The organism is Pelosinus baikalensis, from assembly GCF_020819555.1.
GTDB classification, from domain to species: Bacteria; Bacillota; Negativicutes; order DSM-13327; family DSM-13327; genus Pelosinus; species Pelosinus baikalensis.
On sequence record NZ_JAJHJB010000049.1, the window covers coordinates 1 to 13,573 of the forward strand.

A 13,573-nucleotide genomic window follows, 5' to 3' on the forward strand; every position below is an offset into this window, starting at 1 on the left:
ATACCCCCATACAGGACTTTTATATTTCAGTGTCCTATATAGGGGTAGCATATCATTTGAGATAGTCTCTTTTTTTTATATAATACAAGATATGATTTCTTAGGAACCCACATCTTGTATTGTATAAAAATTTCCAGTTCAAGAATTGCTCAAGAAATACAGTCCCAGTTGAGAATTAAAAGATCATTTTATAGACGGCCCAATTTTTTTTATTCATATAAGAAAAAACTACATTTTGGATCAAATTTTCATCAACTTTTTGTTTGAATAATTTACCAAGTTTCAATCGTGAAGAATTAGGTACTTCAAACCATTCCTCTTCTGAAAAGAAATCAGGTAGTGAAAATTCAGAAGTATCTTCATTGCTACGCCTTTGTCTCATTCCCGATAGGATTTTTATATATAAAATATGTTCATCTTCTTGAAGATTCATTAAAAATATCATCCTTTCATTACTTTATATTATACTTTAATTCTTTACCATATAGCAAAAATCCTTTGTTTACATAAGAAAATATTAAAACACTAGTATCATATCACTGATAAAAGTGCCATTATCATAACTATTTGTGAAAGGTACGGAAAGGTTAAGGGATTTAATCTCCAGCATTGGCAACATTTCTTGGATGTGAAAAGCATGGCAAGGTCATAATAATATTAGTGTGAAGAATGTTGAGCCGCTTAGAGATAAGCGATTTGTTACGTTGCAGGAATTTAAGCTCCTTTAACGAATTATGTATTAAAATGGCAAAGGAGGGATATATGTGCATAACAAAATAATTGATATCAACTCAGAAGAATATTTCTTTGAAATCATTAAAAGTAGCTTTATAAAATATAAAAATGAAAAAAACAAAAGAGTCGAACTATTACTATTTATTATTATGGGATTAAATCATTTAAATGAATGGATAACACCAGGCTATGCTCCCTTCACAAAGAGCGGAAATATAAACGTCCCTAAAACGAAGTATGAGCAATTCTCAAATGATGTCTATCTTACCAATGAACATAAAATAGTAAGAGAAATATGCAATAAATCAAAGCAAATTGAGTCTAGCTTTAATACACCTACCAGTCATACAATGTCATTTGATGAAGTAGATAACGGACCAGTTACTTGTTATACGGTAGATGGCAGGGATATTGCAGAAATTATAGAAAAGTTAATCTTGTTTTATCAAACAAGGTGGTTTAATTAACCACTGGTTATATGCATAGGCGATACTCAATGGGAGAAAGTACCTAATAAGGTCTCATTGAGTACATAGAAATAGGATTGCTACCAAAGGAAAACATCTTATTTCACTAGATTATAGATACGTCCTACGGGGCGTTTTTCTTATGTTCAATATAGAAGAAAAAGGCTGCTGCTAAGCACCCTTTCACGAATTTCTGCTAATTATTTTCCGTATTACTTCCGTCACCCGCATATAATCATCATTTCCAACAGGATAGGATGGAGGTCTACGATCAGCTATTTTCCCATCATAAACCATCTGGACTTTTACTACTCTGTGATTTTCTCCACCCCAAGTTTCAAGTCCTATCGAAACTCGATATTGAGTATTAGGAGGGTGGGGTGAACTTGCTGGTACCATAGCTGCTGCTTCAGGGTAATATACTTTTGCCATATGCTCACACTCATTTCTATTTTAAAATACCTTTAGTATACCTTTAGAACATATATTTTTCAAGCTGAAAAATACAGTCGAGTAAGTACTTAACTTTTGCAAACGTACAGCTTCTAATTGATTGTCGTTTAGTACTAATTGTACATATTCCAAACGTCTTAAGTGACAACAGTATAATTGGATTCTTACTTAAAGTATGAGCATCGTTTTACATTTCAGGAAAATTATAAAACTTTAGTAGGAATTATCGATCTAGAAGGAGAATTAGCTGTAATTAATGACTATCTTTTCACCATGTTGATGCTGAATATGCCAGCTTAGCTATTCCAGAGAATACTTTTAGCCTATTCACTTGCTATTGTAACAGATGCCATACTTTTCGGCGCATGGCAGTATATAAAGAGGTTATAGGATTTTTCTTTTATATAGCGTAGGTTGCTTTCCAAATATAAAAAAATAGGAGTGTGTTAATTATGAAAAATTTCGAATATTATGCCCCTACTAAAGTAATTTTTGGTAAGGATGCACAAATGCAGACGGGAAGCCTTATTCAAGCTCAGAATTGTAAAAAGGTGTTGGTTCACTTTGGAGGGGGCAGTGCTAAAAAATCTGGTTTGCTGAATAAAGTTTTTGCTTCCCTCACAATAGCAGGGATTGATTATGTAACTTTGGGTGGAGTTGTACCCAACCCTAGGCTTTCTAAAGTGTACGAAGGCATTGAACTGTGCAAAAAAGAGAAGGTTGACTTTATTTTAGCTGTGGGCGGTGGCAGCGTTATTGATTCAGCTAAGGCCATCGGCTACGGTATGGCAAATGACTGCGACGTGTGGGATTTATATGATAGCAAGGCACAGGCGACTGGCTGCCTGCCAATCGGCGTCATTCTGACTATTTCGGCTGCAGGTAGTGAAATGAGCAATTCCTCTGTGATAACCAAGGAGGAAGGGGGACTAAAAAGAGGCTGTAATACTGACTATGCACGATGTAAATTCGCTATTATGAATCCGGAGTTGACCTATACATTACCTCAGTATCAGACGGAATACAGAGATACCTGTGCACAGGGCAATGGTAACAAGAGAAATGAAAATTCTACGAGTGCTCAAGCTTCTTAAAATATTTCTTTTAACCAATACAGGTTCAAAACGAGCAACTGTAGAAAATATCAAAGATATTGCGGTACCTAACAATGCCACAAACAAAATGACACTGTATAAGATCTTTAGCCAAGGCAAGTCAAGTTTTGTAGTGACAAAATATACCGGCAGAGTCTGGTTGAGAACTTCTGGGGAGAAACCTAATAGCATGATACAAATAATTGCCAGAAAGGCGCCATTTAGAAGGGTGCCAAATAGCATAAATCTATTACAGTCTTTAGTAGTTTTAATATTATGAGAGACGGAGATTATAGGCAATACCGTAAAGGCTTGAAAGCCAATGTAGATTAGCATATACCAAACTGCGTCCCCAAAACTAGTGCCAAATGTTTCATGATTAGCCGAAAACGTGTTGGAAATTAAATGCCCCCATTTGAATACCTAACACGCAGAGAATGAGAAGGGTAACGATTATGAAATAAGTCTTGAGATTTAAGACTTTAACAATTAATTCGCTACCCAATATGGTCAATAACAGTAAAATAGTTCCTACGGTTACTATGCCTACTCCATAAGGAATTACCAAGGAACTCTTTAATAGGGCACCTGAACCTGCAATTGAAGTACTTACGCCACAAACAATCAACATGATAAATCCCAATTCAAAGACGATAGAAAAATATTTTTCATAAGGATGAAAAAGGGCATCACAGAAGCTTTTATAATCATAAGTCTTATAGTCTTTAGCTAAGACAAGTGCATTCCGATGGCCCCAGCCTAAAAGTATCATGGAAAATAATGGAATAAAAACTGAGTACCAACCATATTTTACAAAATAGTTAACTTCTTGGTTGCCGGTGGCAAAGCCTCCACCGCTATGCGTTGCAAACCACACGGCCGCCATCGCAAATGATGTTCCAATTGGACTGGATTTCTGATTTTCCATAATTATCGTCCTTCCTTTATTATTTTCAGTACTTAAGATTTCGTGAAGAGATAGCCCTAGGATTTATTAAATGGTACTAACTCAAAGAATTTTAGGACATAGAAAGGCCCCTATTGACACACACGTCAATAGGGGCGACAATATCGCGGTACCACCCTACATTAGGCTCGTAATTCAGCCTAATTAAGTACAACGGCTGATATCCTATAACGCAGATGCACGCTTTTACTTAAATAAGTTCAATTCTTACATTCAGCAAAAGAATTCATGGGTGAGTTTCGCGATAAATATCTGTACCGGTTTTCACCAGCCACCGGATCTCTGGAACAGAATGTTAATTGCTTTTTCCCAATCATTATTTTTTATCAATTTTAATTTTAGTAAGCATTACACGCCTGCAGGACGAAGTGATTATTATAATATTACACTTATTGCCCTTTTGTCAATGTAATAATAAAAATTTGTAACTTTTAATTTTTATTAATGGTTCTAGTATTCAGATGGGGAAGATAATTCTAGCTAGTTAAATAGCTAATGTCAGTGTCACAGCACTAAAAATAGTTGACACCATGACAGCTTGAGAGGCAAAATCCTGACAACTATCGCATTCGACAGCGATTGCTAACCAATGATCTTATATGGCAATTTAATAAGGCAAAAAAATAAACCACGTCTTGGTGGAACGTGGTTGCAAGAGAAATGGTTTGGTGGATTAGTTCAGAAAAATTAACAACTAGAAGAACAATCGTCATTGCAGCAGAAAAATAATAAGAGGATAATTATGATAATAATACAGCCGGAACCGCCAAAGCCATTGCGGCCGCCTCCAAAACCTAGGCCCATATGTATCCCTCCTTTATCGTCGATTAATATATTGTATGATAGATAAATAGAAGAGGTGAGTATCAAGTAGCGGTAATTATTGACAAAAATAGAGCTAGGGGCTGATCTAAAACTACTTTAAATTAGCCCTTAATATTATAAAGAACCACCGATTAGCTGATGAGAGGGAGAGTGCAAGCCTAATGGCTCCTTAGACGACAATCTCGCCTAAGTTGTGATCTACATGCTTGTCCGTGCAAACAATTACTTCACGTACGAGTTGCTTAACCAATGCTCCGTTTGTTTTCATACGTAACTTCACCTGAGATTTTTCCTTTTAAATCATTTTTAAAGGTATAATAACGTCCTTTTTGCGATTAACTTCATTATTATTCGTAAGAAGGACGTTATTTTATTCTTTCTGGCGGTCTTCGAGAGCAACTCGTTCATTGATAATTTTAAAAAGCTGATCTTCAACATCTTTAGCGGTTATAAGTTGTTTTCTATAGGAAATTAAGAATGGAATGTTTTTCTGTATCCTTTTGAGTATTTGCTGATAGTCAGGTGGACAAGATACCTATCCGAGTGATGGCGCAGAAGTAGTGATGTGTAGGCTGGTTTTAGAAATAAATAGGCGGGAGTGAATCATATACGGTTTTCAGTTATCTGTAAAATAAAAGGAAGGTCTAATGACCTTCAAATATTTTGCAAATTATCCATATAAGTGCGACGGTTGCTACCGGAGTAATCATAAGCAAAATTGAATTTTGAATGATTTCAATCACCAAGTTGATCTCCCCCTGGATCCAATGTATGCATGGAAATCAACGTATAGAACATACGATTCAAGAACGTTAGGCTGTCCCGTTGGGGGCGATTTTTATATTGCAGGAATTTATTGCCTTTTGCCGAAGTATAGTCAAAAATAGAGGAGATGATAGTATGGCTGGGGCTTTGATTATTTGGGTAAACGACGATAAGAGTGAACAAATAGCATATTTCAATAATGAGTATGTCTTGATAACAATAACCGACATGAAGAGAATAGTACTTGGGGAAACCTTGGAAGATGCGAAAGAAAAATTAAAAGAGATTGGTAGATATGATATCTATAAAGAAATAAAAAAAGAGCCATAAGGCCCTTTTTTATATGAAGAAAACCTTAGGAGTAATCTTTACAAACTGTGGAACAGAATGGCATCAGGTAGCTATTTTCCAATGGAAAGATACGGTTGCTCGGAATAACCTACAATTACCAATCTCTCATAAATAAATTTATCCTAAAAAAACTAGGGGGCTGTCTTAAATTTTTATTTTGAGAAAGCCCCCTAGTTTTGTGAACTTTTTTTTATTTATGATGTCACAATATAATAAAAGGCGGGTGTTAGTAGCGGGAGATGCTTTTGTTACTGTTAAACAGGAATCGGCAGTTGCAGTATTAACGCAAGATGAGGCGGTTCATGGCCCATCTGCTTATTTTACAACAGATTGGCATGCGGCAAAGGCATCAGTCAAACTTCTTAATTCGCTCCAACCATCTATTGTTGTACCAGGACATGGAGTACCAATGCATGGGACACAGTTGAAAAGGCAGTTAGATGCTTTGTCAGATCATTTTGGAGAAATAGCTATTCCATGATCAAGGATATGAAATAGAAATCTACTATAGGAGTATATACATTCCGATAGTAGATTTTTATATTTATCCCTCAAATCTATCCTTAGTTGGATCGCAGTCGGGCATGTTTACATTTGATACTTCCGATAGTTTCATGAGGAAATAGCATTCTTCGCGCAGCATGTGATCTGGCGTTAGGGGTACAATGGTTCCAAGCCCTTCCTTAGTAGCATACAATTCTCGTAGCCTGCATAAGAATTCTCGGAACATATTAATCTTAATTTCTACTTCAGAATTGTATCGGCACAAAGCAGGAAATTCTTTAATTCCAGTGCGTAAATAGCCATTCAGTTCAAATGCTTTGTCATATAGATCCCTAAAGTGCATCATAAACTCATTACTTTTTTTCTTTAAATCTGCTTCAGTATCGTCAAAGCCAGATAATAGAGCATTAGCGTGCCCTTGAGCATCCTTCACCCATAGAAGTTCATGATGTAATGGATGCATGCAGGAAGCACATTTTCGCAACGTAATAAATCTAAAATTCCTAGATATTCGTCCAACTCATTAACCATATGATTTAGGAGTGGGCGGTAAGTGTAAATCAATTTGGTCCATTAAGTGCCGTGAAAGCAAATGTAGTTTAAATTCTCTTAGTTCTTTAGCACACTGAAATGCTGTACTTGTTATTTCCATGATTTGCTGTGGCGCTTTAATTTTTCGTGCTTGATCCAGAAGTTGATCAAAGGTAGCAATAAAACTATAAGCTCTATTGATTTCGTCCTTTTCTTCGGGGGACAAGTTACTGAAAATAAATCTTCCATGATCTCCTAAAATTTGAAGCCAAAAATTGATGTTCAAACAAAATTGCTTGGCTGCTCGGGTTATTCATCATTCGGCTGTCTCCTTCTTCCCTATAGAGCATTTTACTTATAGTATATGAATTATGTATTCTCTTTGTTCTAATAGCTAATCTAAGTGAATTGCAGATAAATAGGAGGATACGGATTTTTTAGAATTTGGATGAAGGTAGAAATAGTCAATAGCGAAGTAAATGATTAAAGTCTATCATTTAAAGGTCGTTTGCAACTCTATCAAAAAAGATATATAGAATTTACGTTTATTATAAATTAGTGAGGGGACATTTAAAAATGGCTAAAGTAGTAGTTGCCAAAGCAGATACCTATGATGAACAAGTATTTGAGCTAGCAATAAAAGAATTGCTTGATGAAGTGGGAGGCATGTTTCAATTCATCAAGCGAAATGATAAAGTTTGATTAAACCAAACATGCTTGAAGGTGCAGAAAAAGGTCTTTCAGTAAGTACTCATCCTTGGGTAGAAATACCCTTTTCAATCTTTGAAGATTGATTTTTCCTGGTTTTCTACTTTTACAGACTATTAGAAAATAATGCATCTAGCAGTCATTGGCGAAATATATGGAGGAATTGGAAGTTGGCACCCAGATAAAAATGAGCTTGAAATAGGTGGATTTGGACTGGTTCGGCTCAGTTTCTACAACTCCTGTCCAGATGTATTTGTAAACTAGGCTGTAACGCATAATTTTCTTGGGCTGTGAGATCTATTTCTTAAAAATAATAAATTTACATAACTGTATTAAGGTTAGATTGCTAAGAGGAACAAGGGACAATAGAAACTTGTAATGTGTATGGATAAATTGATAACCGCCTAATAAAATTTTAAACTTGGAAAATACTAAGATGAGGAGTAAAAGGAGGTATTAATGATGGCTGAAAATCGTTCAAAAAAAAAGTTTCAAGCAAATCCTATTGAGCGACATGAGACTGCGGCTTGGCGCGGACATATCGAAAAAACGAAGCCCGAGTCAAATGTTCCTGTTCCCAGCGAGGAGTCCGTGGCTGAGGCTAGGGAATGGGTAAATACGAATTCCTTATCCTAATTTCCTAAAGTGAAAGCAGGGGTATCTCAAAGATTGAGACACCCCTGCTTTTTTTACGGAACCAGAAAGTATAACACTTTCTTGATTCCAAGTAAGAACGACTAAGGCTTCTGCCTGCGTCCAGAGGACTTGGCGTAAGCCAAGTCTTTTCTTAATATTGCATTTCTGCGAGACGCTTTAAGGTACGATATTTTTCCTGGGCATGTTTTTCTGCAGTTGCAAACATCCCATCCGCAATTTCCGGGAAGGTCGTCTTGAGTGAGGAGTAACGAATTTCGCCCTTTAAGAAATCTTGGAAGGAGGCTGTCGGTTCCTTGGAATCGAGTACGAAAGGATTCTTACCTTCATCTTTAAGACGAGGATCATGACGCCAGAGATGCCAGTAGCCAGCTTCAACGGCTTTTTTCATCTCATGAATACTCGTGCCCATACCGGTTTTAATCCCATGGTTTACGCAAGAAGCATAAGCAATAATGAGGGACGGTCCTTTGTAACTTTCCGCTTCAGTAATTGCTTTAAGAGTTTGATTCATATTGGCCCCCATGGCGATTTGGGCGACATAAACGTAGCCGTATGTTGTAGCCATAAGCCCGAGATCTTTTTTGCGAATTTTCTTCCCGGCGGCCGCGAACTTTGCAATGGCTGCTGTCGGTGTAGCCTTTGAGGCTTGACCGCCTGTGTTAGAATAAACCTCTGTATCCATAATAAAAATGTTTACATCATCTCCGCTGGCGATGACATGGTCCAAGCCGTTATAACCAATGTCGTAAGCAAAGCCATCCCCGCCGAGAATCCAGACGGAAGGTTTCACGAGATAATCTTTTCGGGCCATAATTTCTGACAGAATCGGGTTGCCGGACACGGTTTCCTTTTTCAACGCTTCAATTACGCGGTCTGCAGCTTTTCTAGACCCCGCACCATTGTCCATATTGTCAAGCCATTCCTGGAAGGACTGCTTCAAGTTTTCGTTGATCGAACTTTTTAAGCCTTGTTGCATGAGATCGGCAATTTTCTCGCGAATTTGTTTTGAGCCGAGATACATACCGTAGCCGAATTCGGCATTATCTTCGAAGAGAGGATTCATCCAGGCCGGTCCTTTTCCGTCGGCATTCGTTGTATAAGGAATGGAGGGAGAACTGCCGCCCCAGATGGAAGAACAGCCTGTAGCGTTGGCGATCAGCATACGATCGCCATATAATTGTGTGAGAAGTCTGATATAGGGAGTCTCACCGCAGCCGGGACAAGCTCCGTTAAATTCAAGGAGTGGCCGAGCAAGCTGGCTGCCAAAAAGAGTATTTTTATCCATTAAATCCGATTTTTCCGTTACCCTCATAGCATATTCCCAGTTTTCCGACTCCATCTCAATTTCATGGTCAGCCGGCTTCATAATAAGCGCTTTTCCCGGTGCCGGACATATATCGGCACAGTTGCCGCATCCGGTACAATCAAGGGGAGCAACTTGAATACGGTAATGATATCCTGCGAGTTTTTTGTTTTTGGGTTCCTTTGTCTTAAAAGTATCAGGAGCTTTTTCTCGTTCTTCATCATTTAAGAGGAAAGCTCGAACGGTCGCATGGGGGCATACATAGGCACATTGGTTACACTGAATACATTTATCAATTTGCCATTCAGGAAGATAAACGGCAATTCCTCTTTTTTCGTATTTTGTTGTACCAAGGGGATGCGTTCCGTCCTCCATGCCAACAAAGGCGCTGACTGGAAGGTCATCCCCGTCATGGCTAGCCATGGGACGTTGAATGTTTTTAACGAAATCAGGTTCGTCTTTTACAGGCAAATCTTCATCTTTAGCATCAGCCCAGGAGGTAGGAACTTTAACCTGGTGCAATCCATCAACGCCACGGTCGACAGCCTTTTGGTTCATTTCAACAATATTAGCGCCTTTTTTGCCGTACATTTTTTCGATGGAATCCTTTAGGTACTTAATGGATTCTTCGACGGGTATGACGTTCGCTAATTTAAAGAAAGCTGCCTGCATGACCATATTAATGCGTCCGCCCAGGCCGATGCTTTCGGCAATGGATATGGCATCTATGGTATAGAATTTGATATTGTTTTTCGCGATATAGCGTTTGAAGAGGGCTGGTATATGTTCTTCCAGTTCTTCTGGCCCCCAAGGGCAGTTAAGGACAAAGCTACCATTCTTTTTGAGTCCTTTGAGTAGGTGGTAATGATAAATGAATGACCGGTTGTGGCAGGCAATATAGTCGGCATCGGATACTAAATAGGAGGATTTGATTGGTTTTTTGCCAAAGCGTAAATGAGATATTGTTGTACCGCCGGATTTCTTACTGTCGTATTCAAAGTATCCCTGTGCATAGAGGTCGGTATTGTCACCGATAATTTTGATCGCTGTTTTATTGGCGCCAACAGTACCATCAGACCCAAGACCCCAGAATTTACAACTAATCGTGCCTTCTGGCGTAGTATCTACCGACTCTTTTATCGGTAGTGAGGTGTGGGTGACATCGTCAACAATTCCTACTGTGAAGTGATCTTTAGGCTGGCTTTGTTTCAGATTCTCATAAACAGCGAGGATGTGACTGGGTGTGGTATCTTTCGATCCAAGGCCGTATCTCCCGCCAACTACCACTGGTTTTACAGTCTCATGATTAAACATCTGGAGCACATCAAGATAGAGCGGTTCACCAGTTGCTCCAGGTTCTTTGGTGCGGTCCAAAACAGCAATCTTCTTCACAGACTTAGGCAAAACCGCAAAGAAATATTTCTTAGAAAACGGACGGTATAAGTGAACTTTGAGCAGTCCAACTTTTTCGCCTTTTGCCTGCAGGTAATCGATAGTTTCTTCCGTTGTGTTGCAAACTGAACCCATGGCCACGATTATGTTCTCGGCTTCAGGATCCCCGTAGTACTCGAAGGGGTGGTATTCACGCCCAGTAATTTTCTTAAATTCTTGGAAGTAGTTTTCCACAATATCAGGAATCGCTTCGATAAAAGGATTAGAAGCCTCGCGATTTTGGAAATAAATATCAGGGTTTTCAGCAGTGCCCCTTAATACGGGGTGCTCGGGATTCAAGGCCCGGTTTCTAAATTCTTCAATTGCTTTATGATCGACAAGTTTCGCAATCGCGTCAGCGGGTGTGACTTCAATTTTCTGGATTTCATGAGATGTTCTAAATCCGTCAAAGAAATGTAAGAACGGTACCCTGGACTTGATTGCGGAAAGATGCGCAATATAACCAAGATCCATAGCTTCTTGAACATCGTTAGAGCAAAGTAAGGTAAAACCGGTTTGCCGGCAGGCGTTAATATCTTGGTGATCGCCGAAAATTGACAAAGCATGCGATGCTAGGGCACGGGCGGTTACATGAAAAACTGCCGGTACCAAATTACCCGCCATTTTATACATTTCAGGAACCATCAAGAGTAACCCTTGGGAAGACGTATACGTTGTTGTGAGAGCTCCTGCCTGAAGTGAGCCATGAACTGCTGCTGAGGCACCTGACTCAGATTGCATCTCTACGACTTTTACAGGTTGGTCAAACAAGTTCTTTTTGCCGTGAGCTGATGCTTCATCAACCCCTTCGGCCATCGGTGATGAGGGTGTAATCGGAAAAATGATTGCAACCTCAGTAAGGGCGTAAGAGGCTTCAGCAGCCGCTTGATTGCCATCCATTGTTTTCATTTTTTTTGCCATACTAGAGCCACCTTTGTTACAAGAATATTTCCTGTTTAGTATTTGAAGTTTACGGGTCTTCATACATATGATTTGTACTCAGACGGTAATTGTGAAATCTTAAATAATTTTATATAGGTGAGATCTTGAATGCCCCATTTATAGGGCCCTTCGTCCTATCAAGAATCGGATAAGCTTAACGGCTGAAAACCAGCCAAGTAGCTAATGATATAAGCAACCAGAAAGATTACGTCTTATCTGCTTTGCCTTTATCCGATGACTAAGGTGCTCATATGATATAATAACGAAAATAACAACCAAAATAGAAACAAAAACGAGAATAAAAGGTCAAATTTCTTGTAAGGGTTACTATAATATGCTATTTCATTTAAATGAACTTGTGGATACGATAATAAGGTGATCTTGTGGAGAATATTTGGTAGTGATAAGATATTAACTTTGATAGACAGCTAAACAACTAGAAAGAATGCGAAAAACTAGCCCCCCAAGGGGGCTAGAGAAAGAAGTTACTAGACGATGAGAAATCGTCAATAGTAATATGCTCGATAAGTAAGGTCTAGATACATTAGAGCGTAAAAGTAATGGAGTTAGGTGACGGTTCGAAATCATTGAAAAAGTCACTCTTTTTCAAAATCCTTCATTGTGCTGGATAATTTGACTCTCAAAATTGAGTTTTGAGACATTTTTTCTGTCTTAAGATAGATTTACTAGCCTTGAAATAGCATTCAAAATAGTTTTTCAGTGGTTTCTGACAGTTCTTTGACTCATAATACTCGCAGTTATACCCGATACGGAGAACCGTATCACTGGTAACGGTGAAAAAGTGCAATAAAGACACAGACTATCCATTAGTGGAGTAGAGCTGTGTCTTTCTTAATTATAAGCACTAAAGCCAACCTAAGGCCTACAAACCTTACAAGCCACATATCCCGCATCAACAGCCTCATCACGACTATCATAGAACACCTTATGGCCTGGCGACACCATCCTCACATAGCGTAATGAATTTTCTTATAATAGAGTGTACATAAGAACCTTAAATCTCCATATATAAATATAAAAGGCTAACAGATTAATCTGTTAGCTCTAAAAGAGCCTGTACTGATCTACGCTACAGCCAACGCTGATCATTACATACCTATGCAATCTTTCGACTACCACAAGCACTACACAACCGACACTGGCCTTTCCTCGACTGCCACAGATCTCTCCGGTCGCACTATGGCAGGAAGGGTTTTATTATAGAATGGCACTGGAAAAGAATAAGTATATGTAAATATCCACCAATCTATATCTTTAGATGGATGCTTCTGTTGGTGTTTTATATTATAATAAATAGGATAATTTTAATGTATAGTTGTCCTTTAAAATCAAACGAGAAAAGAGGAATAACCAATGGTAAAAATGAACAGCAAGCAACTTATGAATATCTTTCTAGCAACCTTCGTACTCTTCAGTATAATCACCATTACTAATACCAGCACCACCTATGCTGCTGCATTTCCAGTTGGAATAGTGAACTATCGGCTTCTAGTCGAACAGCATCCCGATTCAGCAAAAGCCCAAACAGCGATGAACGATGCTATTGCGCAAGCAAAAACCAACTTTGACACCAAATCAGTTAACATGAACGATCAAGAAAAACAATCATACTATCAGCAACTACAACAAGGTCTTCAAATTAAGCAGCAGAATCTTTTAGAAACTATTCAAAATAAAGTAAACGATGCTGTTAAAGCCGTGGCGAAGTCTAAAGGTATAACTATTGTCGTAGACACAGGCGCTGCAGTCTATGGCGGACAGGATATAACTGATGATGTAATGAAAAAGATCGTGGCAAAGTAAAGCGTTATCCAACTAA

At 38.4% G+C, this 13,573-nt stretch carries 14 protein-coding genes and 1 other annotated feature; of the genes, 7 read left to right on the forward strand and 7 right to left on the reverse strand.

The features are described 5' to 3' along the window. Positions 1–175 precede the first annotated feature (175 nt). The gene (locus LMF89_RS22205; RefSeq protein ID WP_007952928.1) at positions 176–433 is read right to left on the reverse strand and encodes a DUF1413 domain-containing protein; all 258 of its coding nucleotides are present in this window, start codon (positions 431–433) and stop codon (positions 176–178) included. Between the two features lie 331 nt (positions 434–764). Between LMF89_RS22205 and LMF89_RS22210 the strand changes: the two genes are divergently transcribed. Next, positions 765–1,202 (forward strand): hypothetical protein, encoded by a 438-nt coding sequence (locus LMF89_RS22210; RefSeq protein ID WP_229536997.1) that lies wholly within the window; start codon positions 765–767, stop codon positions 1,200–1,202. Positions 1,203–1,385: 183 nt separating this feature from the next. Here the strand turns inward: LMF89_RS22210 and LMF89_RS22215 are convergent, their stop codons facing one another. Then, positions 1,386–1,634, reverse strand: coding sequence for a hypothetical protein (locus LMF89_RS22215; protein ID WP_007952926.1), 249 nt, complete (start codon positions 1,632–1,634; stop codon positions 1,386–1,388). A gap of 473 nt (positions 1,635–2,107) precedes the next feature. Here LMF89_RS22215 and LMF89_RS22220 point away from each other — a divergent pair, with 473 nt between their 5' ends. Next, a complete protein-coding gene (locus tag LMF89_RS22220; RefSeq protein ID WP_229536998.1) occupies positions 2,108–2,749 on the forward strand; it encodes an iron-containing alcohol dehydrogenase in 642 nt (213 codons plus the stop codon). A 379-nt stretch (positions 2,750–3,128) separates the two neighbouring features. Here LMF89_RS22220 and LMF89_RS22225 read toward each other — a convergent pair whose 3' ends face one another. Then, positions 3,129–3,677 carry a hypothetical protein gene (locus tag LMF89_RS22225; protein WP_229536999.1) on the reverse strand — a complete coding sequence of 183 codons (549 nt, stop codon included), beginning with the start codon at positions 3,675–3,677 and terminating at the stop codon, positions 3,129–3,131. 127 nt (positions 3,678–3,804) lie between these two features. Beyond that, positions 3,805–4,042, reverse strand: a binding site (T-box leader). Positions 4,043–5,441: 1,399 nt separating this feature from the next. Here LMF89_RS22225 and LMF89_RS22230 point away from each other — a divergent pair. Both LMF89_RS22230 and LMF89_RS22235 read left to right on the forward strand, forming a co-directional pair. Further along, entirely contained in the window at positions 5,442–5,636 is a 195-nt protein-coding gene (locus LMF89_RS22230; RefSeq protein WP_007952920.1) for a hypothetical protein, read from the forward strand. A gap of 244 nt (positions 5,637–5,880) precedes the next feature. Beyond that, complete coding sequence (locus LMF89_RS22235) at positions 5,881–6,138, forward strand: MBL fold metallo-hydrolase (RefSeq protein ID WP_229537000.1); 258 nt, start codon at positions 5,881–5,883, stop codon at positions 6,136–6,138. A 63-nt stretch (positions 6,139–6,201) separates the two neighbouring features. Here LMF89_RS22235 and LMF89_RS22240 read toward each other — a convergent pair whose 3' ends face one another. Then, positions 6,202–6,624 carry a DUF2935 domain-containing protein gene (locus LMF89_RS22240; RefSeq protein WP_229537001.1) on the reverse strand — a complete coding sequence of 141 codons (423 nt, stop codon included), beginning with the start codon at positions 6,622–6,624 and terminating at the stop codon, positions 6,202–6,204. A 60-nt stretch (positions 6,625–6,684) separates the two neighbouring features. Then, entirely contained in the window at positions 6,685–6,978 is a 294-nt protein-coding gene (locus LMF89_RS26365) for a DUF2935 domain-containing protein (RefSeq protein ID WP_369412684.1), read from the reverse strand. Between the two features lie 290 nt (positions 6,979–7,268). Between LMF89_RS26365 and LMF89_RS25955 the strand changes: the two genes are divergently transcribed. Then, positions 7,269–7,394, forward strand: coding sequence for a hypothetical protein (locus LMF89_RS25955; RefSeq protein WP_255711588.1), 126 nt, complete (start codon positions 7,269–7,271; stop codon positions 7,392–7,394). 468 nt (positions 7,395–7,862) lie between these two features. Then, on the forward strand, positions 7,863–8,036 hold the full coding sequence (locus tag LMF89_RS22245; RefSeq protein WP_229537002.1) for a CDIF630_02480 family spore surface protein: 174 nt from the start codon (positions 7,863–7,865) through the stop codon (positions 8,034–8,036). A gap of 151 nt (positions 8,037–8,187) precedes the next feature. Here LMF89_RS22245 and nifJ read toward each other — a convergent pair whose 3' ends face one another. Beyond that, complete coding sequence (nifJ, locus tag LMF89_RS22250) at positions 8,188–11,712, reverse strand: pyruvate:ferredoxin (flavodoxin) oxidoreductase (protein WP_229537003.1); 3,525 nt, start codon at positions 11,710–11,712, stop codon at positions 8,188–8,190. A gap of 897 nt (positions 11,713–12,609) precedes the next feature. Beyond that, the gene (locus tag LMF89_RS26370) at positions 12,610–12,699 is read right to left on the reverse strand and encodes an Ada metal-binding domain-containing protein (protein WP_369412685.1); all 90 of its coding nucleotides are present in this window, start codon (positions 12,697–12,699) and stop codon (positions 12,610–12,612) included. 408 nt (positions 12,700–13,107) lie between these two features. Between LMF89_RS26370 and LMF89_RS22255 the strand changes: the two genes are divergently transcribed. Next, on the forward strand, positions 13,108–13,557 hold the full coding sequence (locus tag LMF89_RS22255; RefSeq protein ID WP_229537004.1) for an OmpH/Skp family outer membrane protein: 450 nt from the start codon (positions 13,108–13,110) through the stop codon (positions 13,555–13,557). The last annotated feature ends 16 nt before the right edge of the window (positions 13,558–13,573 follow it).

Bases quoted from the DNA above. Each gene is read 5' to 3' on its own strand.
- LMF89_RS22205 (WP_007952928.1), bottom strand. From the start codon at position 433: ATGAATCTTCAAGAAGATGAACATATTTTATATATAAAAATCCTATCG.
- LMF89_RS22215 (WP_007952926.1), bottom strand. From the start codon at position 1,634: ATGGCAAAAGTATATTACCCTGAAGCAGCAGCTATGGTACCAGCAAGT.
- LMF89_RS22220 (WP_229536998.1), top strand. From the start codon at position 2,108: ATGAAAAATTTCGAATATTATGCCCCTACTAAAGTAATTTTTGGTAAG.
- LMF89_RS22225 (WP_229536999.1), bottom strand. From the start codon at position 3,677: ATGGAAAATCAGAAATCCAGTCCAATTGGAACATCATTTGCGATGGCG.
- LMF89_RS22230 (WP_007952920.1), top strand. From the start codon at position 5,442: ATGGCTGGGGCTTTGATTATTTGGGTAAACGACGATAAGAGTGAACAA.
- LMF89_RS22240 (WP_229537001.1), bottom strand. From the start codon at position 6,624: ATGCATCCATTACATCATGAACTTCTATGGGTGAAGGATGCTCAAGGG.
- LMF89_RS25955 (WP_255711588.1), top strand. From the start codon at position 7,269: ATGGCTAAAGTAGTAGTTGCCAAAGCAGATACCTATGATGAACAAGTA.
- LMF89_RS22245 (WP_229537002.1), top strand. From the start codon at position 7,863: ATGGCTGAAAATCGTTCAAAAAAAAAGTTTCAAGCAAATCCTATTGAG.
- nifJ (WP_229537003.1), bottom strand. From the start codon at position 11,712: ATGGCAAAAAAAATGAAAACAATGGATGGCAATCAAGCGGCTGCTGAA.
- LMF89_RS26370 (WP_369412685.1), bottom strand. From the start codon at position 12,699: ATGGTGTCGCCAGGCCATAAGGTGTTCTATGATAGTCGTGATGAGGCT.
- LMF89_RS22255 (WP_229537004.1), top strand. From the start codon at position 13,108: ATGGTAAAAATGAACAGCAAGCAACTTATGAATATCTTTCTAGCAACC.